We start from the raw sequence: 22,045 nt of genomic DNA, 5'->3' as shown, positions 1-22,045 counted from the left end.
CTATATAACGTTGATATGACGACGGATCTACATGACAACCTTACAATTGTTAGAGGTTTTTAGAAAAAAGAATAGTATACCGAAATCTCAGTTCGGTATACTCTAAAAACTGTATACTAAAGAGATTTTGTATTATTGTGTCTTGGAGGAAAGTTTTTCGGCCAAAATCCGCTCTATTTCATCCAGATGATATTCTTTTGCCAGATCTAATACCGTCTTACCTTGGTTATCCGCAAGTGTGAGGTCGGATCCGAGTTGGATCAATTTCTGGGCTGCAGAAACATTTTTTCTGAGGATGGCTTCCATGAGAGGAGTTTTTCCTTCTGCATCTCTATGATTTAGATTGGTCCCAGCCTTAGCTAAAACATCTAAAATTTTTAGGTCGGTCTGTTTGGGCTCTGTAGCATAATGAAATGCATTTCTTGCGCCAATCTGGTAGGTTCCGCTCGCAGTATGAACATCTTTCAATCTGCTAGTGAACACTGCTTTGGAACCGTTTGCTAGTAAATATTCCGCTATGGCAAGATTAGAAGGAGAAGAAGCTCCTCCTACTGCTAAAAAAAGCGGATATTCTTCGATCCCACCCGGGTCATGATTTGGGTTAGCACCGTTCTCTATCAAAAATTTTACTAAAACAAGACTTTGGTTACGGATCGCCATATTGAGTAAAGAGACCGGTTTTTGGTCCTCACCCTTACGAGCAGTGTATTCCACCAATGCACCGGATTCGATCAGACGTTTTGCCTCTGCAAGATCGTCCATATCCGGAATTTTTACTTTTAAGATAGGAAGTAAACGATAGAATAATACCGAGTTCCCATCCACATCCTGGGCGTTGATATTCGCTCCATGTTTGATAAGAAACTCAACTACGTCCTCGCCTTCTGCGAGCATGATCGCGGTGCGGCCATCATCATCCTTGGCATCCACTGTGGCGCCCTGGTTCAGAAGTAACTCTACCTTACGAAGATCTCCTTCTTTCACCGCGGATAAAAACTGTTTGTCCAGTTCGGTATCGGCCTCGATCGCCAAACTGAAGACGAAAACGAGCACAGCCCCTGCCCCGCGTCTAAGTTTGCCGTATTTTGCCAATAAATCCATGATTCCGAACACCGATATTTACCTATCCTGATTTTAGCTGCGATTCTATAAATGAAAATTCCCTTTGGCCGGGGAATATCCTTGACCCAAGTGAGGGAAGCTTTATGCCTCTCTCCCTTAGAGCGTTTTATTCGGTAAATGGTTCCCAGTATTCTGTCTGGATTTGGCCCTTCGACCGAGTCCTAAATCCATTCTGGCGGAAGAATATGAGTACTACAAAATTTCCATTCGATTCTTATGATAGTATCGGTCTTGCCGATCTGATCCGAAAGAAGAAGATCCAACCCAAGGAATTATTAGATTTTTCTGAAGCAAAGATAGATAGATTTAATCCGGAATTGAACGCAGTCGTTTTGAACACGATCGACAAAGCAAGAGAAGAATTGAGATCCGGAAAGATACTTAAGGGACCCTTTTACGGAGTTCCACTTCTTATTAAAGATCTATTACATCATGTGAAGGGACAGAAGATCACTTCAGGTTCCAAGGCTTACAAAAATTACATTCCATCCGATGACAGCGTGTTTGTTTCTAGGCTCAGAAATGCGGGATTTGTTTTTATAGGTACTACGAATGTTCCCGAATTCGCTCTGATGGGAATCACCGAGCCAAAATTTCACGGACCAACTCGAAATCCTTGGGATCCGGAAAGAACTCCAGGTGGTTCCAGCGGCGGAGCAGGAGCAGCAGTTGCATCCGGAATGAGTTCTATTGCAACCGGTTCGGATGGCGGAGGATCTATCAGAATTCCCGCAGCGTATTGCGGACTATTCGGATTAAAACCGACTAGAGGAAGAGTTCCGGTCCGTCCTTACGGAAGAGTTTGGCAAGGTGCTTCTCAAGATCATGTTCTTACTAAATCAGTTAGGGACAGCGCTGCAGTTTTGGATCTAGTCTCAGGCGTCGGGATAGAAGAAGCATTCTCCATGGAGAAAAATAAAACTTCTTATCTTTCCGAGGCGAAGAAGTCTCCAGGCAAACTAAAGATCGCATATTCATTCTCTTCTCCCATCGGAACTCCCGTTAACCAAGATCATATAGACGCGTTACACGACACAGTGAAGCTTTTAAAATCTTTGGGTCATAAACTAGAAGAGAACTCTCCTCAGGTGGATGGGAAACGTTTGGCAAAAGCATACGTAACCATGTATTTCGGAGAAGTCGCTTCTGAGATCTCCCGCTTAGACAAAGTATTAGGCAGAAAAGCGAAGATGGGAGATGTGGAATCCACTACTTGGATCTTAGGATTGCTTGGACGATCCATATCCGCGGGAGAATTTGTATCCGCAATCCGGTATTGGGATGAAGCGGCCTATATCTCGGAATCCTTTTTGGAAAATTATGATCTTTATCTGACTCCTACCACTGCGGAACCTCCCGCTAAAATCGGAGAACTTGCACCTAAACTATATGAAGAAATTGCAATGCAGATCATCGGCAGGATAGGAACAGGAAAATTACTTTTGGCCAGCGGTATGGTGGACCAACTTGTAGAAAAAAATCTTTCCAGGACTCCTTTTACACAGCTGGCAAATCTTACTGGGCAGCCTTCAATGTCTGTTCCACTTTCCAAAACGACTCTTGGTCTACCGATAGGAATGTTATTCACTTCCAAAAGGGGAAGAGAAGATGTACTTTTCCGATTAGCAGGACAACTGGAAAAAGAAAGACCTTGGGCGGATATTAAGAAGTCTTAAAAGGTTTAAAAACGATCCGCCGACATATTCAATTACACTTGAGGTCGGCTTTGGTCGTGAAATCCGATTTTTTTTTAAGAATTCCAACTTTACAAATAGGATCTAAAAACAATCTAATAACTATGTCTTTCAGCACGGACGAATTCAAAAATTCACTCTCCCATTTTGCATCCGGTGTAACTGTGGTTACTTTTTCAGACACCACTAGAGCCGGAGGATTAACCGTTAGCAGCTTTAGCTCACTTTCTTTGGATCCACCTTTGGTTCTTTTTAATCTTCAGAAGAATATAACAAGTCATGATCCCCTGCTTGCTTCCGGTCTCTTTACTGTGAACATTCTATCTTCCGACCAACAGGAACTTTCCAACCAATTTGCATCCGGCAAAATAGACAAACATGAGCTGATCCAAAAGCTGGCCTGTGACCTAGGGCATAATGGAGTGCCATATTTGAACGGCACATTGTCCAGAATAGAATGTGAGTTGGAAAAACAAGTGGATGGAGGAGACCATACAATAGTGATCGGAAGAGTATTATTCGCAGTATCCGATGACTCCAAAAGACCTCTTTTATATTACCGCAGGAATTACTATAATATTTAAAACAAAAGGGCGGGAATTCCTGCCCTTCTCCCCGCCTATTAATTTATAAAAATTTAATGTAGTTCTGCAAGAAAGACTTCTCTCTAAACAAATCATATTTACACAAATCAAAATTGATGAGTTTTTTTCTGGAATGTGGATTCCAGATTCCAAAATAAAAATAAGAATATTAAAAATTTCTAAAAAACAAAAAAAATACGCGCGGGATATACAAAATTCGACCTGCCTTCGAGAGAAGTGGTTGCAAAGACTGCTTCAAGGAGATAGATTATGGGTTTAGAATTAGTCCCGAAACCTCCCAAAAAATTAAAAGAATCTCTTGGAGAGGAAGTCACGGAAGAGTTAACGGAATTCATTCAAAAGCATCAACAATTTGGGAATAAAACGATGATCGAACTATCTATGGAAAAATACGAAAGAAGACTCGTGGAAGAGACAGGCAAGCTGCGAGCAGAAATGCATGCAGGTTTCGGAAAGATCCAAGAACAATTCACGGATGTATATAAGGAATTTGCCAGGGTCCACGAAAAGATAGGCTCTTTACAGGAATCCATCCAAACCCAAACCAGATGGATGATCGCAGCGATATTCGGGGCTATTCCTTTATACTTGGCAATATACAAATATTTATAACTCTTTCCTAACGGGGTGAAATCCCTGCCCTAAAATAGTTTTCAGTGGGGGCCAAGTCCGAAAAACTGGTCCCGTAATGGAAAAAGAATCCGTCTCCCTCCAAGACGCTCTCGAACACGGTCTTACCTCAGAAGAATTTAGCAAAATCCAGGAAATCCTAGGCAGACTCCCTAACTCCACAGAACTCGGGATTTTCTCCGCAATGTGGTCGGAGCATTGCTCTTATAAAAATTCTATCCTTCAATTAAAAACTCTTCCTACAAAGTCTGATAAACTTTTGGCCCAAGCGGGAGAAGAGAATGCCGGAGCCATGGACATTGGCCAAGGACTGGCAGTTGTTTTCAAAATAGAAAGTCATAATCACCCTACTGCAGTGGAACCTTACCAAGGTGCAGCCACAGGAGTCGGCGGTATCATGAGGGATATTTTTACAATGGGAGCAAGACCCATCGTATCTTTAAACTCTCTTAGGTTCGGTAACCCTGACGAATCCAGAAACAAATACTTATTATCCAGAGCGGTAAAAGGGATCGGAGATTACGGTAACTCTTTAGGGATCGCAGTCTCTGGAGGAGAACTATTCATAGACGAATGTTTCTCCAAAAACCCTTTGGTGAATGCAATGACTGTCGGTATCGTCAGGCATGACCAAATGGCAAGCGCAACCACCGGAGGAAAGGTGGGTAACGCAGTATTCATTGTTGGTTCCACCACCGGAAGGGACGGTATCCACGGTGCATCCTTTGCTTCCAAGGATTTAACCAAAGAATCGGAATCCAAACGTTCCGCCGTCCAAGTAGGAGATCCATTCATGGAAAAACTACTGATGGAAGCGTCACTCGAAGCGATCCAGAAAAAACTTTTAGTCGGTATCCAGGATATGGGTGCCGCTGGAATTTCCTGCGCAACTTCCGAGATGAGTGCCAAAGGAAAATCCGGAATGAAGATCAATCTGGATCTGGTTCCTTTCCGTGAAACCGGAATGAATGCTTATGAAGCGATGCTTTCCGAAAGCCAAGAAAGAATGTTGGTAATCCCACAAAAAGGGAAAGAAGAAGAACTGGTTGCTATATTCAAAAAATGGAATTTAAACGCAGTTCAGATCGGAGAAGTTACCGATACCGGCCTATTAGAAGTTTATAAAGACGGAAATCTGAAGGCTAAGATCCCAGCCGATACTTTAGTTTTAGGCGGAGGCGCTCCTAGATATGTCAGAGAGACAAAACGTCCTGCGTATTTGGATCAAGTTTCTTCCTGGACTCCTGATTCCACGCAAGACCTGCAAGAGAATGAAGCAGGCAAAAAACTACTTAAACTATTAAATTCTTGGAATATATCTTCCAGAAAACCGATCATAGAGCAGTATGATACAGAAGTTGGTCTAGTCAAACTGATCGGACCGGGTGCCGATGGAGGATTGTCCGCAATCCCTGAAACGGACATGGCATTGGCTACCGCAACTGATTGTAATTCCAGATTTACCTATTTGGATCCGTATTGGGGAGCGGCACTCGCAGTCTGTGAAGCTGCAAGAAACGTAGCAGTTACGGGCGCTGAGCCACTCGGTGTCACCAATAACTTAAACTTTGCAAATCCTTATATTCCGGAAAACTATTATATGTTTTCAGAATGTGTTCGTGGAATGGGAGATGCTTGTAGATTTTTAGGACTTCCGGTGACCGGAGGAAACGTTTCCTTCTATAATGAATCACCTGAGGGACCGATCTTCCCTACTCCAACCATCGGTATGGTGGGAATTCTGGATAATCAAAAGGAAGTAGTCTGGGGGGCTCCTAAAAAAGCAGGACTTTCTATCGCGCTCATCGGTAAATTTAATCCAAGCTTAGGCGGAAGTGAATACCAAAAAGCTTTCTTAGGTAAAGTACAAGGCCAGATCCCTAAATTCGATCTCGCAGACGAAAAATCTTTATTAGAAGTATTAGTCTCTTTAAGAAAGAACGGAAGCCTATCGTTCGCGAAGGACCTTTCACTTGGAGGGATCGGAGTAGCACTTGCAAAAATCGCAATACTCTCCGGACTCGGGATCAAGGCCGACTTAAACGTAATCAAACAATCCAGAAAAGACCTTACTCTTTTCGGAGAAAGTTCAGGTTCCGTTCTGATCGGTTACGAAAAAGGAAAAGAAGAAAGTATAAAGTCACTGGTTTCCTCTAAAGGTTTGGACTTCCATTCTATCGGAACCGTAGAATCAGATCCTAAACTCGAGATACAAGGATACGGAATTTCCTTGGCTTCGAACGAACTAAAATCGGTTTATGAATCCGGTTTAGAGGAAATATTCAAATGAGAACCAGCCAAAAAATCGGTATCGCCTATTTAATCCTTTGTGCAGCTTTTATAATTTCAGATTGTAGACGCCCTGCTTCCGAAATTCTGAGCGAAGCTTCTAAAAACCCTGCCTCTATCGAAAAATTGGATTTGGGTCTTGGCAAACTTGGAACAGTTCCTCCTGCTCTATTCAATTTTCCGAACCTGAAATGGCTCGATCTAAGAATGAACGAACTTACTTCTCTTCCGGAAAATGCGGGAGACTGGAGTAATTTAGAACATTTGAATATTTATGGGAACGATATAGAAAGACTCCCCGCTTCAGTTTCCAAACTTTCTAAACTCAGATTTTTTTTCGCGGGAAATAATGACTTCGTTGGAATTCCTACAGAACTGACAGGGACTTCCATTGAAGCTATCTACTTGGATTCTAATAAGATAGAATTCAAAGAATCCGATATAGATACGGTTATGGGGTTTCCTAAACTTGAAGTTTTGGATCTGGCAAGAAATAGAAAGATCACATCTTTTCCTAAAAACTTAGGATTTTTAGCAAGCCATCCTAAGCTAAGACTTCTGATCCTAAAAGAGACCGGATTAAAACCTTCTCAAATAGAATCCGCAAGAAAACTTCTGCCTAAAGTGAAGATAGAATTTTAACCCATGAAAGAAGAAGATAAGAAGAATCCATATTCAAATACCGTAATACTCCCTCAAACGGATTTTCCGATGAAGGCAGGACTTTCCACAAGAGAGCCCGATCAGATCAAAACCTGGCAGTCCGAAAAGATCCTTCGTAAAATGCGGGAAAAAAGAAAGGATAGGCCTCAGTTCATTCTTCATGACGGACCTCCTTATGCGAACGGTAACTTCCATACCGGGCATGCGCTTAATAAGATCCTAAAGGATATGATCGTTAAGTCCAAATTTTTTGCGGGCTACCAAACAGATATGATCCCTGGTTGGGACTGTCACGGTCTCCCTATCGAAGTCCAAGTCCTAAAGAACCTGGGAAAAAAAGCGAAAGAGATCGGTCCGGAAGAATTAAGAAAACTTTGTAGAGATTACGCCGAACAGTATGTTCAAAAACAGGGACAGGACCTTTCTCGTTTCTTATGTTTTTGGGAAGAAGGTAAGATCTACAAAACGATGAGCCCTGATTTCGAGGCAAAGATCGTAGAAGTTTTCGGGAATCTATTCGAAAAAGGTTATGTATACCGGGGCAAAAAGCCCGTTTACTGGTGTATAGAACTTGCTACCGCTCACGCAGAGGCGGAGATAGAATATTACCCTCATAAATCTCCTTCCATTTATGTAAAATTTCCGATCAAAGGACAGGATGGAAAATTCTGTCTGATCTGGACGACTACCCCATGGACCCTTCCCGCAAACCTTGCAATCAGCTTTAATCCTAAATTTGCATATTCATTTTATACAACTCCTAATGGAGAAGAATTACTACTCGCGGATGGACTAAAAGAAGCGGTAGAAAAAGCCGCAGAGGTACAACTCACTAAGAAAGAGTCAGTCTCCCAAGAAACACTTTCTAAGATGATATTCCGTCATCCATTCTTGGATCAGGACTCGATTCCTCTTTTCGGAGAACATGTAACTCTGGATGCTGGAACAGGGGCTGTACACACTGCGCCAGGACACGGGCAAGACGACTATAAGATCGGTTTGGCCGCAGGTTTGGAGCCTTATTCACCTGTAGACGATTACGGCAGATATACCGACGAATTCCCGATGATGAAAGGTATCAAGGTCTGGGATGCAAATCCTAAGATCGTAGAATTGCTCAAAGAGAAAAATTTACTTCTTCATTATTCAGAGTTCGAACACAGCTATCCTCATAGCTGGAGAAGTAAAAAACCTCTTATCTTCCGTGCGACCCCACAATGGTTTTTTCAAATAGATTACCAACAACTCAGAGAAAAATCATTAGAGGCGATCGACAAAGTAAGCTGGATACCTAACTGGGGAATCACCAGAATTCGCTCCATGGTGGAAACAAGACCTGACTGGTGTCTTTCTAGACAAAGGAACTGGGGAGTCCCAATTCCCGCATTCACTTGCGAAAATTGTAATGAAACTCATCTAGATGCAAAATCCGTAAAGTTCTTCACCGACCTGGTAAGAGCCAAAGGAATAGAGATCTGGTACAGCGAACCTGCGGATTCACTTCTTCCTCCTGATACAAAATGTTCCAAATGCGGATCTTCTTCTTTTAGAAAAGGAAAAGATATTTTAGATGTTTGGTTCGATTCAGGAGTTTCCAACTTTGCAGTTTTAAAAGAAAGAGGCGGGGAACCTCCTGCGGATCTATATTTAGAAGGTTCAGACCAACATAGAGGTTGGTTCCAATCCAGCCTCTGGCCTTCCATGGCGCTGCGAGGAATTCCTCCTTATAAGTCCGTTCTTACTCATGGGTATGTTTTGGACGAACAAGGAAGAGCAATGTCCAAGTCTTTGGGCAACGGGATAGATCCAACCACGGATATTATCAATGTATACGGAGCGGATATACTCAGACTTTGGGTCAGCTCCCAGGATTTCAGGGACGATGTAAAAGTAGGAAAAGAAGGACTTAAGATCATCGCTGACAATTACAGAAAGATCCGGAACACATTCAGATATCTTTTAGGAAATTTGGCAGGACATTCTTCGGACCAAAACCTAGGCGTTTCCGATTTGGAAGAAGTAGATAAATATTATCTATCTAAACTAGCACAGCTCTCGGAGGAACTCAAAAACCATTACGAGAATTATCAGTTCCACCAAGTATATCAGAAACTTCTGTTATTCTGTACAGTAACTCTTTCCCAAGATTATTTCGAAATGATCAGGGATAGAATGTACTGTGACAGAAGAGATTCTAAAACCAGAAGATCTTCCTGTACTGCACTCCAGATCATCCTAGAAACTCTTTGTATATACTCCGCCCCTATCTTAAGTTTCACTACGGAAGAAGTTTGGAAAGAGAATGGTAAGAAAGAATCTGTATTTACGGAAGAATTCCCGGATCTTTCTTCTTTAAGAAACAAAGAACTGGAAGCTAAATTCGAAGAAGCATTAAAAGCAAGAGAAACGGTCCACAAATCCTTGGAACTTGCAAGACAGGCTAGTAAATTAGGAAAATCTTTAGAAGCTGCTGTGGAAATCTCTTCTAAAGCGGAGAATAAATTACAAAAGGATTTCTCTCTAGACGCTCTAGAACTGATCTTTACAGTTTCTCAAGTTGGTTTTGAAAAATCAGACAGAGAACAATTGTCTGAATATTCGGATGAACATTTCTCAGTTAGAGTGGTAAAACCTAAAGAAGAAGAATGCCCTCGCTGCTGGAGACACCCAGCCGAGGAAAGACATAACGGTCTTTGTAAACGCTGCGCAGCGGCCGTTTAAGGCCGCTTTTTACTTAGTTCGTATTAACCGGATAAGATAATTCAGGAACTAAACTTTGATCCTTGGATCAAGGTCTATCATTCTCGTCGGTAAGTTTAACAGGCTGGTATTGTTTTCTAGGAGTGAACTTATATTTGCTCGGGTTCTTCATATCGAACACAACCCATTTACGCAATGGAAGTCCGTCGATCTGTCCGAAGTCCACATTCTCCCCTTCTGCGATCTCAGTTCCGTCAAAACCATGAGCAAGTCTGATCTTTTCGATCCTGGTCCAACGGCTAAAATCCAGAGCAGCATCTCTATCCACAAGCTCACGTTTGACCCGTCCAAATAGAAGATTGATCTTACCTTCTGCCGCCCAAAGAACACAACTTGTAATCTCGTCGAAGGAGATCACCGATTGTGTATCATCGTATTTAGAGATGATAAGAAGAAGTTTGTCATCCGGCAGATTTTTTAAAGTAAAAGGAAGGTCCCTTGCGAGTAGATCCAATTCATGGTCCGAGAATACGAAATCCGAAAAATAACCTACGGAAGAACGTTTAGAATATCTTAAATTTCCAAAATAGTCTTTAATTTTGGCCTGATCCAATTGGATAGGATGTTCCAATTTAATATCTTCATTCTTGGAAGTTTTATCGAAATCAGGCAGATCGGAAACACTGATCGTGAAAAATCCCATCCCTTCGGAGCGGAACATCCGGTCCTTGAAAAAATAAGGATAACATCCGGAGAAACTAAAGGTCAAAAAAAGGATCAGGGAAGTACGGAGAGCTTTTCCCTTCATAAAATCTAAAAGTGAAAAATTCATTACAGGACTCTTGCCGAATTGATTCATCTATTTGTTGGAACTTTTTAGAAGAATTTCCGGTTCATTCTACTGTCAGAAATTCCCGAAAGTCGGGGTATTTCTCCAGAAATTCTTCGATGGTGTACAGATTTACAATTCTGTCTAGACCGGAAAGCCTAAAAACGGAATGCAGGGACTTATTTAGCCCGAATATATTCACAGTTCCTTGATGGTCCCGGATCTGATTTCTGACTTTGATGATAATGCCTATCCCGGAAGAGTCGATAAACTTTACGAGACCCAAATGAAAGCTGACCACGGGGGGATATCCCTCCCGAACGCTGTCCTCGAACTCCAGGTAAAAGTCCCGGGAATTATCCATCAAGATATCCTCCTGGACCGAAAGTACCAGGTGATTTTCTCGGGCGAGACTTTTAAGAATCATGGGAAAATAACAGGCCCAGGAATTCAGAGTATGTCAAGAAATAAGTATCTTTGTTGATTTATTTCGCCAGAAAGCCAAGATACAATCAGAGCGGTTTCCAAGGAATCCAGTCCATGTCCGAATTCGATAAAACCAGAAAAAGTATCGGTGCTAATAACCTAGATGATAAAGCCAGGCGGGAAATGTTCGACAAGTTTCAGTCCGCCGGCGGAAAAGTAGTCTCCGATAAGGATAAAAAAAGGGAAGAAGCTCTTCGTAAACAGAAAGAGCAACCCCAGATCCGCCAAGGTGCAAGAAGCCAAGCCGGGGGAAGAGACCCAAGGCAAAACCAATCTTCTCAATCAGGAAGATCGTCCGCAAAACAAGTAGCTTCCAAGCCGAATCCAATTATGGATCGTAAAGCCTTGGAAGATGAGATGGGAAATTTTTTCAATCGTATGGCGGTCCGATTCAAATGTTGGATCTCCCGCGTAACGTCATTTTCTTCCAGTGACCTTCTCCCCGCTTTTATGTCCGAGCTGAATATCGCGGGAAAAAAAGCGCTTCTAGAAATGAACTTTGTAGGGAACGACCTATTAGGAAACCCTGCTTACGCTTCTAAGATCGCAAAGGAACTGGACGGACAAAATCCTCTTTATATTGAGCTTCTGGGCAGAATGCACAAAGCCTACGATAGTACCGAGCTGAACCAGCTTTTAGAAGGGCATAACGCAGCTCCGGACCTCCCAGTGTCGGTCTCTAGAGTGAGACAACCTCTATATTCTATATTCAAAAAACTGTATTATATGTATCCATTCCAAGGTTCTTACGTAAAAGCAGTGACCTTGGGCTACCAGGCTCTGGAAAAACTGGAAGGCAAACCCGCTACTGTTTATAATACCAAAAGAAAAAGAGCCCTTCAGGAATTCGACGTTCTATACGGGACCATTTTTGATAAGCTATATCTTGCAATTCTCAGAAGTGAGGACAAAAACATCCCGCTTTTAAGCACGTATATGGAGAATGTACTGGGAATTCTCCCTGAGGAAAAACTCGGCCAAAGAAAACAGGGAGAAGAGTTAGACGAAATCTCCGGAGGGGCCCAGCCGGAAGAGGAAGATACGGAAGAAGCTCCTGAAGAAAAACCGATCGATCCGGAAGAAGGTTTAAGCAAAGAGCTGAAATACGGCCTAAAACTTATGAGATCCTTATCTTTGGATCAATTAAGAAAACGTCATGATGCCAGAGGGGAACACGATATTATCCCGGCAGGGGACAAGGCCTTCTTGACCTGGTTATTTTTCAGGGAGTTCGACGAGGAATATTCCTTCGTAATGACCACCAAAAAGATAGATCTAAAACCTACGATCGTAGGCGGATCCAAAATGGATTACCGTGAAAAACTGATCGATCTTTATGAAACGACCAGAGGGATCCATGAACAATTCAGGATCTACGACCAGTATTATAAAGAACTGGAAAATCATCTCAAAAACCCCGGCGCAAATTATATCGAGGCTTCCAAAAAAACTTCCGCCCTGGAGACAAAAAGAAGCCAACAGTCGCGTAACGTAAGAGTTACCGCTAAGGACTTTTTTCAGAAGGGAGCGGAACTTCTTTCCAAATTGATCGCAGATATGAAAGGCAAAAAAGAGATCGTGACCAATATGGAAACTTTAATGACTTTCGATCTGATGGAATCCAAAAAGAGATTGAATAAGAAACCTATAAAGCAGTGTATTATGGAATCTTATTGTTATGCTCTGGCGTTTTCCGAACGTTTGGAAAACGGAGATCTTTTCGGCGGAGTTCCTGAACTTTCCGCGGAAGAGATGGAAAAGGAATTCGGTATCAAGGCTGCAACTACTGCTCCTGAAGCAGAAATTTTAAGTCCTGGTGCAGAGTCCGGCGACGGAGAAGACGATAGTTTCGGTGTGGATCCTTCCATACTTTCCGATTAAATTCAAAGTCGCAGGTAAAGAGTGACCTCAGTAAAAATTACCCTTTTCCAAAAGGATCTATCCCAGCCGGTTTCTCCCGAACAAAGAACCAAACTTTCTAAGGAAAAATCGGATTTCCTTATTCTACCGCTATATTTTCCGGGAGGAGGAAATGGTTCTCCTGAATCATTGGCCTCTCGCGCTAAAACTTTTTTAGATGAGATCTTCGCGATCTCGGAAGTTTATAAAGGTGCGATCTTCGGTGGAGGAATGTTCCGCAGAGACGACGAGGGTAAATTAAGATTCTCCATTCCTATCGTGCAAAATATAGTACTAGTAGATTGGTACGACGTAAAAGGATTATCTTCCGAAGATTCTCCTGCAATCCCAGGCTCTGGAGAAGACTCTCTGATCTTAGGCGGGTTTCGTTTCGGTATCTTTGCGGGAAAAGAGATCCAAGACAAGTCTAAGCTGGAAAAATTAAAATCTGACAGGATCAATTTGGCATTCCATTTAGATTCCGTTTCGGATAACGGTATTAACTATTCCCAAGATCTCAAAAATTACGCCGATCTTTCCTCTCAATATGGAATGTTCTTAGTTCGAAGCTCCGGTTATGGCATCCCTTTCGGTAAAAAGAGGATAGGAAGAAGTCTGCTTTCCACTCCAACGGGAGTTACTTGGAAAGTGGCAGAGACAGAACAAGAAAAAGAGATCATCAAAACCGTTAACATAAACGGGATCAACGGTTTATTTTAAGAAAGCTTTTTATCCTTGCCAACCGGAGATATAATACTATTCTCTCCGCCGTTCCGAGGACTTCATATGAAGATAAAAGCTCATCAATTGATCGAATCCATCGAGTTTAAAAAATTAGTTCGAACCAGATGGACAGTTAGTTTCGTTTTATTGTTTTTCCTATTCCTGAACTATTACGGATTTATACTTATCATCGCCTTAAAAAAGGAATGGGTCACTGAAAAACTAGGAACCGGTAACTACGGTTTGTACGCGGGTGCATCCGTGATCTTATTCTCTTGGTTACTCACATTCTTGTATGTTTTTTGGGCAAACCGATATTACGACCAAGAAGTAGAAGTATTAAAATCTAAATTAGAATCGGAGACTAAATAATGGGATCCTCCTTAGGCCAGCCGAACTTCATCTCCGTTCTTTTTTTTGTAATATTCGTAATTCTTACATTAGGGATTACTTATTGGGCCGCTAAAAAGACCAAAACTTCCAGCGAGTTTTACGCGGCAGGCAGATCCATTACTGGGTTTCAAAACGGTTTAGCTCTTTCCGGAGATTTCATGTCTGCGGCTTCCTTTTTGGGAATTTCAGGTATGGTTGCCTTAAAAGGTTATGATGGGATCATCTATGCAGTCGGCTGGCTCGTGGGTTGGCCTGCACTCATGTTCCTTTTAGCGGAACCTTTGCGTAATTTAGGAAAATATACTTTTGCGGACGTATTGGCTTTTCGTTTAAAACAAAAACCCATCCGGATCGTTGCTTCTATCGGTGGGATTTTAGTCACGATCACCTACTCTATCGCTCAGATCGTAGGCTCCGGAAAATTGATCAACTTAATGTTCGGTCTTCCTTATGAGTTGGCAGTTGTGATCGTGGGCGGAGTCATGCTTCTGTATGTTTTGTTCGGAGGAATGATCGCGACTACTTGGGTCCAGATCATCAAAGCCTGCCTTCTTCTTTTCGGAGTTACCCTACTCGTAATTTTGTCTCTGGCACAGTTCGGCTTTAACTTGGAGAATTTATTTTCCGCAGTAGAGACAAAATTCGGAAGGACTGCTTTGGAACCTGGAGGATTCGCCTCCAGTCCGATCGATTCCATTTCATTGGGACTTGCTTTAATGTTCGGTTTATTAGGTTTACCTCATATTCTAATGAGATTTTATACTGTGCCCGATGCAAAGGAAGCCAGAAAATCGGTGGCTTATGCAACTACATTCATAGGTTACTTTTATATTATCATTCCTATCGTAGGTTTTGCTTCTGCGGTCCTGATCGGCAGAGAACAGATCGCAGGAATAGATAAGGGCGGGAATATGGCCGCCGCGCTTTTAGCGGAGTTACTCGGAGGAACACCTTTCTTAGGATTTATCGCAGCGGTAGCGTTTGCCACGATCTTGGCAGTGGTTGCCGGCTTGACATTAGCGGCCGCTTCTACCATTTCTCATGATCTTTACTTCAATGTATTCACGGAAGGCAAAGCGACCGAAAACGAACAAGTTTCCGTTGCAAAAAAGGCGACTGTTGTATTCAGCATAGTCAGCATTCTTCTTGGGATCCTATTCAAAGACCAGAACGTTGCATTTATGGTGGGACTGGCATTCGCGATTGCAGCCAGTGGGAATTTCCCCGCATTATTCTTATCCATTGTCTGGAAAAATTTCAGCACTGTAGGCGGAGTATTTTCTATTCTGATCGGCTCGGTATCGGCTACATTGTTTATAATATTCAGCCCCACCGTTTGGGTGGATGTTTTTAAATTCGATCAGGCAATCTTCCCGCTCAAAAATCCTGCGATCGTTTCCATGAGTTTAGCGTTTGCTTCCGCATTCATTTTTTCTAAACTGTTTCCGGATGAAAACGCTACTGCTAAATTTGAATCCGAAAAAGTCAGGGTTTATTTAGGAATTGGAGCGGAGTAATAAGAAGAAAACACCAGGCTGCTTTGTTCAAAGCAGCTTATGGTCTTTCATGGATCTATAAAGAGAAGCGATCGTCACTTTCAGGATCGCAGCAAGCGGAACCGCCACAAGCATCCCTGCTATCCCGAGCAAACTTCCTCCAACGGTAACAGCGCCTACAACAATGATCGGATGTAAAGAAACTGCGTCCGAAATGATAACGGGTTGAACGAAGAAGTTATCTACTGCTTGTGCGATCAGCACTACAACCAAGATCGCAACCATCAGTTCATACATTCCCATTCCTTCATTGATTCCATTCGGATTAAAAATTCCCGCCCCCTGGGTCAAGGTCATGAATAATGGAGGGACCATCCCGATAATAGGTCCTAAATATGGAATTGAGTTTGCAATCCCGGCAAATAAGGCAAAGATATAAAAGAACTTTAAGCCGATCACATAAAAACCGATCATGGATATCCCGGTAATGATCGCACTTTGGATTACCAAACTTCTCAAATAATTGGTGATCTGTTCGTTGATCTTTGCAGCTACCATTATGGTCATTTCAAAATAACGATTAGGTACAAGACTGATTATATTCTTATACACTCCGTTCCCGTTTAACAAAAACAAGAATGCAAATAATGGTGTGACCACCAAATATCCGATCAATGTAGGAATTACGGAAACTATACCGCTTACTTGAGCGTGGATCAATTCAGCCGCCTGTTTTACCAATTCATCAGGGCGGATCGTGTCTTCCCAGCTCGCAGGATAATCGTTGAATCTAAGTTGGAAACCGACTACCAAATACTTAAACTTTGCATCATCTATATCCTGTTTCCAGTTCTTCATGATAGGCTGCAAAGTGGAAACGATAGGAGGTGCAACTTCTGTCGCGATCAGATATATAGGAAGACAAAGCAAAAATATAAGGATCGCAACTGAAAGGATCCTGGGCACTCCCAGCGTTTCAAAATAGTTTATACTTCCATTAAATATATAGAACAAAATTAAGGAAAGTGCGATCGGAACTACAAGAAGCTGCAGACCGATCACGAAAAATAAGATGGCCGCTCCGACCAAAAAGAAAAATATAAATCGGATTACGTATGTAGAAAGCGGTTTCGTATCAGGCATTTTTTTGTTTGCCCTTATAATATGCTTTTTCCAATAGCTGGTTGGTTTTCTGGAGTCTTTCTACTACAACTCCGGTGAGACTTAAAAGTATCTCGATCCCAATCTTAGGTTTCGTCTCTATAATTTCTTTCAGGTCTGGTTGGAAAAACCCGAGCAATGTAGAAGGCTCCTGAGCGATTGCAGTTGCCGTCCTTCTCTCCTCTGAGAATAAGGAAAGTTCTCCGAAGAATGAATGCTGGTCTAAATGAGCCAGATCCAATTCTATCCCGTCCCTAACGGAACGGATAGCGACCTTTCCGTCGAAGATCATGTAAAATCCGGCTCCGGCTTCTCCCTGTCTGAAAATTTCCTCTCCCTCGGAATACTGTCTAACGTGAACTAATCTTGCGATCTCGTGTAAGGTCCTTCTTTTTAACTTTCCGAATACGGAGGTTTCTCGGAGGAAACGTATGATCTCCGGGTTGGAAGTCCCTTTTTTCTTTATGATCTTTTTCCATATGGGGAGTTGTAGGAAATTCAAAACTACTTCTTATCCTCTTCGATTTTCATGGTAAGGATCAGGATCACCAATCCTACGCTAACGCAGGAGTCTGCGAAGTTGAATGCAGGCCATCTATCGATCAAAAGCCAGTTCGGCCAATCGAAGTCTAAGAAGTCCACAACTCCGATAAATCTTCCTTCGTAACGATTTTCTACGAATCCGAACTCAGCTCCGATCCCTATAATTTTCACAAAAAACTTATCTATAAAATTCCCGAATGCTCCGGACATTACAAGAGCCCAACCCGCAGGATGTCCTAGGTCTGAATTTTTCCAACGATATGCGATGAGCACTAAGATCGCGACTGCAGTCAGAGCCAAAGAGGTTCTTGGAAATCCTTGGAAGAGACCCATCACAAAACCTGTATTGAATGTCAGGGTTAAACGGAAAAAATCCCCAAGCAGTTCGATCGGGTTATGAGGTCTTAGATATAGTATAGCGATGTATTTGGTAACCAGATCTATAACTGTTCCAACAATTACACTGATGATGAAGATAGGCGGGTATACCTCTAAGAATTTCTTTTCGAAATATTTCACTGACGATTCCTTTTAGAGCTGAATTTATTTTTGATAACGGATAGAGCAAGGAGGATTCCGAAGAAAACGGATACTCCGTAAGCCACCATTGCTTGTGTTTCGATCCCCTTGTCCATTCTATCCGTTCCATAATGGATACCGAAAATTACAAATGCAGAAGAGATGATCTGATGACCTAAAGAATACATCTTCTTAGTATGTTGTTCCAGATCCGGAAGTTTATAGGACTGCTTGCCTCGGTTTAAATTTTTAACAGCCTGTAATAATTCTCCAGGCAAAGAAACAGCCTGGCCCCAGATGCCACCTTCCTGGACCAGAACCTTCTGCCATTGGTTCTCTCCTTGGAAGACCAAACTTTTGAAAGGTTTTTCACCATAATCCAAAACAGTACGATAAGGATCCAGGTTTGCGGTAATTCCGACAAGAAGACCAAGAACTCTTTCCAATGGAACAAGAGAGGTAGGCAATTGGATCATTCGTAGAAGTCCGCGAAGACTTGAATTGATCTCTTTTAAAAATTTCAGATCTTCGGGTGTATGGATCTGTTCGAACTTTATATTCTTAAATGAATCCGTATCGGATAAGAACTTGGAAAGTTTTTCCATGGAATAACGGACCACTTCTTCCAACTTCTCTCTATCAGCCTTTTTAGAAACAAGTCCTAACTCGTCTAAAGCCTCGACAAGTGCAGGATAATCCTTTGTCATTGCGCAAAGTATGATCTTTCTAAGAGCGATAGCCTGGCTGGGAGGGATCTCTCCTACCGCTCCGAAATCTATAAAACAAAGTTTTTCATCGGGAGTATAGATCATATTTCCCGGATGAGGATCCGCATGATAAAACCTATATTCGAATATCATAAGAATATAAGCTCGGATCAAAAGATCTACGGGTCTGGACTTTGCTTGTCCTTTTTTTAATGTGCCTGCTTGAGTGATACGTTTCCCTTCTATAAACTGAGCGGTCAAAACACTCTTGCCGCTCCAATCAGGGATCAGCTTAGGAAAAACATAATCGGGCTCTTCTGCAAAATATCTGGCCATACGATCCATGGACTCAGCCTCTAGACGAAGATCCGTTTCTCTTCCTACTAACTTTGCAATTTCCTTATGAACTATTTTAAAATCGAATGTGACCAGGAAACGATTGATCCTCTTTAGGAACTTACGGACCGCCTTCAGATCTTTTTCGATAATATCTTCGATTCCCGGATATAAAATTTTAACCGCTACTTTTTCGCCTTTAAAAGTAGCCGAATGTACCTGAGCGATCGAAGCGGATGCTAAAGGTGCTTCTGAAATATCCGGAAACACTTCTGCGATCTCTTTTCCGAATTCTTTTTTAAATCTTTCCTTAATTTCTGAAAAAGGATGGGGAGGAACTCTATCCTGTAAGTCCTGTAAGGCTTCCGTGAAACTTTCGGGGAATAGATGAGCGAGTGATGCAAAATACTGGCCGACTTTTACGTATACTCCTCCCATTTTCAGGAAGAAGTCCCTGCACTCCAAGCCCAGCGATTTATAAAATTCTAATTCTCTTTCTTCTCTTGATTTGGAAGAAAGGAATAATCTTACAAATTTATAATACCAGAATAGACTAAATATTTTTTTCCAAAGAAAGAAGCTGCCACGATAATATCTTCCTCTCGCGGAATAGGAAGGCAATTGATTTGAATTTGTGGTTTGGGAACTTGCAGGCATACGATTAGATTTCCGAAACCGTTCTGATTTCGGCGCCGGTTTTGATCTTATGTAGAAGTTCCATGATGCCTAAATTTTCTCCGATATCCCCGGTCATTCTTTCCGACTTCCCCGTAAGAACATTTCGTATTTCTTTATAAAGGTTCATGAAAGGGTTCGATCCGAGGAATGATTTTTCGGGAAATGAGACTTCCGTCAAACTATTAAATCCCTTGTACTTCTTAGAAGGTTTGGAAACGAAAAGTCTCATACCATCGTTGGATAGAAGGATACGGGCCTCGGAAGTCATAATATCCATTTCGAATTGGAAATACTTCCTCATTCCCCCGGCTTCCAAAAACACTGTCGGCCCGGATTTATATTCCAAGAACGCAAGCGCCCTATCCTCTATCGGGATCCCCTTTCTTCTAGTCAAAGAAGAACGGATCCGATCCGGTTTTCCTAAAAACCAATAGATCAAATCCACCGCATGAGTTCCATCATGGAATAGAGGACCGGTCCTGCCTTGGAATGCCCTGCCCGGAGCCAGAGCGGAAGTCAAAACGGATGCTCGAATGGTGCGGATCGGTCCGTATTTTTGAGAGTCCAGGACCTTCTTCGCCCAATCATATTTAGGATGGTATCTTCTCTCATGATTGATCCAAATCCGTATCCCTTTTTTGCGGGAAATTTTTTCCAGGTCCTTTGCCTGTACAAAAGTTTCACAAACCGGTTTTTCGATCAGAAAATTTTTAACACCTCTTTCGATCCACTCTAACGCATTTCTATAATGAGATTCGGAAGGGCTCGCGATGATCGCAAGATCAGGTTTATATTTAGAAGGCAATTGATCCGGACTGGAGAAGGTCAACTGGTCGGAAAGTTTCCACTGCTTGTGAAACTTTTCCCTTTTATCCGGATTGGGATCGACTCCGCCTATAAATTCAAAATTTTTTTTGCCCCAAGAAGAGAATAGGACCCCGGAATGAGTGCAGGGTTTAGATCTATACGGATCTTTTTCCAAGGAAGAAGCGATCCTTCCTAAACCGATTAAAACAACCTTGGTCTTTCGCATCCCGCATATTTGAAAACCGGAACCGGATGTCTGCAAGAGGAATTTTTAAAAATAGACTGCGAGTATTTTAGGCAGGAAGATATTGGGTCTGATGAAAGCACCATTCCAATACGATCCGGAAACAATAAGAAGGGTATTACAAAGTCCGTCCGACTTCTCCTTTCAAAAAGAATCAGAGATCAAAAGTATCAGCACTGCATCCGGAATGGTGGAACCTGGGACCTTATTCGTACCTTTAAGAGGAAACAGGGACGGACACGAATTTATATCGGATGCCTTGGAAAAAGGAGCCTCTTATTTTTTATGTGAAAAGGATCATCCAGTTTTAGAAAGTCTCACTCCTGAACAAAGATCAAGATCCATCCAAGTAAAGGACACATTACTCGCGTTAGGAAAACTTGCTACATTTCATAGATCTAGATTTAATCCGATACTGATCGCAGTCACAGGTTCCAGCGGAAAGACCACCACAAAAGAGATCTTATCCTCTTGTCTTTCACCATTGGAAGAAGGTTTACTGGTCACTGAAAAAAACTATAATAATGAGATAGGAGTTCCATTCACATTATTTAATATCAATCCAAAGACAAGATATGTAGTATGCGAGATGGGAATGAACCATGCAGGAGAAATTTCCAGGCTGACCAAAATGGCAAGGCCGGATTATTCCATCATCACTACCATAGGAACGGCACATATAGAATTATTGGGATCTCATAAAGGGATCGCAAAAGCAAAAGCGGAAGTCTTGGAAGGAATGTATAAAGGCGGAATATTGTTCTACCCTGAAACGGGAGAATATAAGAATTTTCTAAAACGAAGATGCCTGCGTTACGGGATTAAATTCAAATCAGTTCCGCTTAAAAGAAGAATAGAAATCGTAGAAACCAATCGAGAAGGATTTAAGATCTCATTTTTAAATTCTATATTAGATTGGAGTCTCCCCGGCATCAAATTACTGGAAAATCTTGCGTTATGTATTTCGGTTTTGGAAGAAGTTGGGACTCCTACGGAATGGATACAGAACGGGATCAAAAATTTCAGATCCGGTGACAAACGATTGGATTTCCAAGTAGGAAATTATAAAATCCTAAACGATACATACAACGCAAATAGAGAATCCATGTTATCTTCTCTGGAAGCATGTTCTCAAATTGCAGGAGAAGAAGGATTTTACGCAGTACTAGGAGACATGAAAGAAGTAGGAAATTATTCCCGAAAGTTCCATACCGAGATCGGAAGTTTTGCGGCGGATCTAAAGAACTGCAAAGGACTCTTCCTATTCGGAACGGAATCTTCTCATGCACTCAAGAGTTTCCAAAAAAAGGCAAGTCGGGGACTTCTATCCTTCTCCTTTCCAGGCGACGAAGAAGGACTCAAAAATTTAGTGGAGACGATCCGCAAAGAAGTGCCTCCCGGCTCTTATCTATTAGCAAAAGCCTCTAGAGGAATGAAATTAGAAAGGGTCGTAGAAGAATTAAATTCATAAACCGACGGTCCTTAAAATGTTTTCGGGCTTGCCGTTGGATCGATCTTAAA

19 protein-coding genes are annotated in these 22,045 nt (G+C 42.0%); 11 read left to right on the top strand and 8 right to left on the bottom strand.

Features of this window, described 5'->3' with window-relative positions; all coding sequences use genetic code 11:
* Positions 1–132: 132 nt before the first annotated feature.
* Complete coding sequence (locus EHR06_RS04760) at positions 133–1,101, bottom strand: ankyrin repeat domain-containing protein (protein ID WP_135755933.1); 969 nt, start codon at positions 1,099–1,101, stop codon at positions 133–135.
* Positions 1,102–1,307: 206 nt separating this feature from the next.
* On the opposite strand from EHR06_RS04760, the gene EHR06_RS04755 reads away from it, so the two are divergent.
* The 6 genes from EHR06_RS04755 to ileS all read left to right on the top strand — a co-directional run bounded on the left by EHR06_RS04755 (position 1,308) and on the right by ileS (position 9,724).
* Entirely contained in the window at positions 1,308–2,798 is a 1,491-nt protein-coding gene (locus EHR06_RS04755) for an amidase (RefSeq protein ID WP_208757738.1), read from the top strand.
* A gap of 122 nt (positions 2,799–2,920) precedes the next feature.
* Positions 2,921–3,400, top strand: coding sequence for a flavin reductase family protein (locus EHR06_RS04750; RefSeq protein WP_135755931.1), 480 nt, complete (start codon positions 2,921–2,923; stop codon positions 3,398–3,400).
* A gap of 270 nt (positions 3,401–3,670) precedes the next feature.
* The gene (locus EHR06_RS04745) at positions 3,671–4,033 is read left to right on the top strand and encodes an LA_3696 family protein (RefSeq protein WP_135755930.1); all 363 of its coding nucleotides are present in this window, start codon (positions 3,671–3,673) and stop codon (positions 4,031–4,033) included.
* Positions 4,034–4,109: 76 nt separating this feature from the next.
* Complete coding sequence (gene purL / locus EHR06_RS04740) at positions 4,110–6,341, top strand: phosphoribosylformylglycinamidine synthase subunit PurL (RefSeq protein WP_135755929.1); 2,232 nt, start codon at positions 4,110–4,112, stop codon at positions 6,339–6,341.
* The gene (locus EHR06_RS04735) at positions 6,338–6,982 is read left to right on the top strand and encodes a leucine-rich repeat domain-containing protein (RefSeq protein ID WP_135755928.1); all 645 of its coding nucleotides are present in this window, start codon (positions 6,338–6,340) and stop codon (positions 6,980–6,982) included. Before purL ends, EHR06_RS04735 begins: the two co-directional genes overlap by 4 nt.
* A 3-nt stretch (positions 6,983–6,985) precedes the next feature.
* Positions 6,986–9,724 carry an isoleucine--tRNA ligase gene (gene ileS, locus EHR06_RS04730; protein WP_135755927.1) on the top strand — a complete coding sequence of 913 codons (2,739 nt, stop codon included), beginning with the start codon at positions 6,986–6,988 and terminating at the stop codon, positions 9,722–9,724.
* A gap of 67 nt (positions 9,725–9,791) precedes the next feature.
* Here the strand turns inward: ileS and EHR06_RS04725 are convergent, their stop codons facing one another.
* Positions 9,792–10,535 carry an LA_1326/LA_4305 family lipoprotein gene (locus EHR06_RS04725; RefSeq protein ID WP_135755926.1) on the bottom strand — a complete coding sequence of 248 codons (744 nt, stop codon included), beginning with the start codon at positions 10,533–10,535 and terminating at the stop codon, positions 9,792–9,794.
* Positions 10,536–10,596: 61 nt separating this feature from the next.
* On the bottom strand, positions 10,597–10,959 hold the full coding sequence (locus EHR06_RS04720) for an STAS domain-containing protein (protein WP_100724141.1): 363 nt from the start codon (positions 10,957–10,959) through the stop codon (positions 10,597–10,599).
* A gap of 113 nt (positions 10,960–11,072) precedes the next feature.
* On the opposite strand from EHR06_RS04720, the gene EHR06_RS04715 reads away from it, so the two are divergent.
* The 4 genes from EHR06_RS04715 to EHR06_RS04700 all read left to right on the top strand — a co-directional run bounded on the left by EHR06_RS04715 (position 11,073) and on the right by EHR06_RS04700 (position 15,550).
* Positions 11,073–12,899: a hypothetical protein gene (locus EHR06_RS04715; RefSeq protein ID WP_135755925.1), complete on the top strand. Its 1,827-nt coding sequence runs from the start codon at positions 11,073–11,075 to the stop codon at positions 12,897–12,899.
* Positions 12,900–12,920: 21 nt separating this feature from the next.
* A complete protein-coding gene (locus EHR06_RS04710; RefSeq protein WP_135755924.1) occupies positions 12,921–13,637 on the top strand; it encodes an amidohydrolase in 717 nt (238 codons plus the stop codon).
* Positions 13,638–13,703: 66 nt separating this feature from the next.
* Entirely contained in the window at positions 13,704–14,012 is a 309-nt protein-coding gene (locus EHR06_RS04705) for a DUF485 domain-containing protein (RefSeq protein ID WP_135755923.1), read from the top strand.
* Positions 14,012–15,550 (top strand): sodium:solute symporter family transporter, encoded by a 1,539-nt coding sequence (locus tag EHR06_RS04700; protein ID WP_135755922.1) that lies wholly within the window; start codon positions 14,012–14,014, stop codon positions 15,548–15,550. Before EHR06_RS04705 ends, EHR06_RS04700 begins: the two co-directional genes overlap by 1 nt.
* 27 nt (positions 15,551–15,577) lie before the next feature.
* On the opposite strand, the gene EHR06_RS04695 is transcribed toward EHR06_RS04700, so the two are convergent.
* The 5 genes from EHR06_RS04695 to EHR06_RS04675 are packed head-to-tail and all read right to left on the bottom strand — an operon-like array spanning position 15,578 to position 20,506.
* Positions 15,578–16,672, bottom strand: a complete 1,095-nt coding sequence (locus tag EHR06_RS04695; RefSeq protein WP_135755921.1) for an AI-2E family transporter — start codon at positions 16,670–16,672, stop codon at positions 15,578–15,580.
* A complete protein-coding gene (locus tag EHR06_RS04690; RefSeq protein WP_135755920.1) occupies positions 16,665–17,192 on the bottom strand; it encodes a cyclic nucleotide-binding domain-containing protein in 528 nt (175 codons plus the stop codon). The genes EHR06_RS04695 and EHR06_RS04690 overlap by 8 nt, the downstream gene beginning before the upstream one ends.
* 2 nt (positions 17,193–17,194) lie before the next feature.
* Complete coding sequence (locus EHR06_RS04685) at positions 17,195–17,752, bottom strand: lipoprotein signal peptidase (RefSeq protein WP_008594863.1); 558 nt, start codon at positions 17,750–17,752, stop codon at positions 17,195–17,197.
* Positions 17,749–19,452 carry an ABC1 kinase family protein gene (locus EHR06_RS04680; protein WP_135755919.1) on the bottom strand — a complete coding sequence of 568 codons (1,704 nt, stop codon included), beginning with the start codon at positions 19,450–19,452 and terminating at the stop codon, positions 17,749–17,751. Before EHR06_RS04680 ends, EHR06_RS04685 begins: the two co-directional genes overlap by 4 nt.
* A 4-nt stretch (positions 19,453–19,456) precedes the next feature.
* Positions 19,457–20,506 carry a Gfo/Idh/MocA family protein gene (locus tag EHR06_RS04675; RefSeq protein ID WP_135755918.1) on the bottom strand — a complete coding sequence of 350 codons (1,050 nt, stop codon included), beginning with the start codon at positions 20,504–20,506 and terminating at the stop codon, positions 19,457–19,459.
* A 91-nt stretch (positions 20,507–20,597) separates the two neighbouring features.
* Between EHR06_RS04675 and EHR06_RS04670 the strand changes: the two genes are divergently transcribed.
* On the top strand, positions 20,598–21,995 hold the full coding sequence (locus tag EHR06_RS04670; RefSeq protein WP_135755917.1) for a UDP-N-acetylmuramoyl-tripeptide--D-alanyl-D-alanine ligase: 1,398 nt from the start codon (positions 20,598–20,600) through the stop codon (positions 21,993–21,995).
* Positions 21,996–22,045 lie beyond the last annotated feature (50 nt).

This window comes from Leptospira dzoumogneensis, assembly GCF_004770895.1.
Classification (GTDB): domain Bacteria; phylum Spirochaetota; class Leptospiria; order Leptospirales; family Leptospiraceae; genus Leptospira_B; species Leptospira_B dzoumogneensis.
The sequence above is the reverse complement of the archived record's forward strand: the minus strand, read 5'-3'. Positions and strand labels throughout refer to the sequence as shown.

What these genes read in the sequence shown, in the direction of transcription:
- EHR06_RS04750 (WP_135755931.1), top strand. Translation starts at nt 2,921, where the DNA reads ATGTCTTTCAGCACGGACGAATTCAAAAATTCACTCTCCCATTTTGCA.
- EHR06_RS04745 (WP_135755930.1), top strand. Translation starts at nt 3,671, where the DNA reads ATGGGTTTAGAATTAGTCCCGAAACCTCCCAAAAAATTAAAAGAATCT.
- EHR06_RS04705 (WP_135755923.1), top strand. Translation starts at nt 13,704, where the DNA reads ATGAAGATAAAAGCTCATCAATTGATCGAATCCATCGAGTTTAAAAAA.
- EHR06_RS04725 (WP_135755926.1), bottom strand. Translation starts at nt 10,535, where the DNA reads ATGAATTTTTCACTTTTAGATTTTATGAAGGGAAAAGCTCTCCGTACT.
- EHR06_RS04675 (WP_135755918.1), bottom strand. Translation starts at nt 20,506, where the DNA reads ATGCGAAAGACCAAGGTTGTTTTAATCGGTTTAGGAAGGATCGCTTCT.
- EHR06_RS04715 (WP_135755925.1), top strand. Translation starts at nt 11,073, where the DNA reads ATGTCCGAATTCGATAAAACCAGAAAAAGTATCGGTGCTAATAACCTA.
- EHR06_RS04680 (WP_135755919.1), bottom strand. Translation starts at nt 19,452, where the DNA reads ATGCCTGCAAGTTCCCAAACCACAAATTCAAATCAATTGCCTTCCTAT.
- purL (WP_135755929.1), top strand. Translation starts at nt 4,110, where the DNA reads ATGGAAAAAGAATCCGTCTCCCTCCAAGACGCTCTCGAACACGGTCTT.
- ileS (WP_135755927.1), top strand. Translation starts at nt 6,986, where the DNA reads ATGAAAGAAGAAGATAAGAAGAATCCATATTCAAATACCGTAATACTC.
- EHR06_RS04700 (WP_135755922.1), top strand. Translation starts at nt 14,012, where the DNA reads ATGGGATCCTCCTTAGGCCAGCCGAACTTCATCTCCGTTCTTTTTTTT.
- EHR06_RS04755 (WP_208757738.1), top strand. Translation starts at nt 1,308, where the DNA reads ATGAGTACTACAAAATTTCCATTCGATTCTTATGATAGTATCGGTCTT.
- EHR06_RS04670 (WP_135755917.1), top strand. Translation starts at nt 20,598, where the DNA reads ATGAAAGCACCATTCCAATACGATCCGGAAACAATAAGAAGGGTATTA.
- EHR06_RS04695 (WP_135755921.1), bottom strand. Translation starts at nt 16,672, where the DNA reads ATGCCTGATACGAAACCGCTTTCTACATACGTAATCCGATTTATATTT.
- EHR06_RS04760 (WP_135755933.1), bottom strand. Translation starts at nt 1,101, where the DNA reads ATGGATTTATTGGCAAAATACGGCAAACTTAGACGCGGGGCAGGGGCT.
- EHR06_RS04720 (WP_100724141.1), bottom strand. Translation starts at nt 10,959, where the DNA reads ATGATTCTTAAAAGTCTCGCCCGAGAAAATCACCTGGTACTTTCGGTC.
- EHR06_RS04735 (WP_135755928.1), top strand. Translation starts at nt 6,338, where the DNA reads ATGAGAACCAGCCAAAAAATCGGTATCGCCTATTTAATCCTTTGTGCA.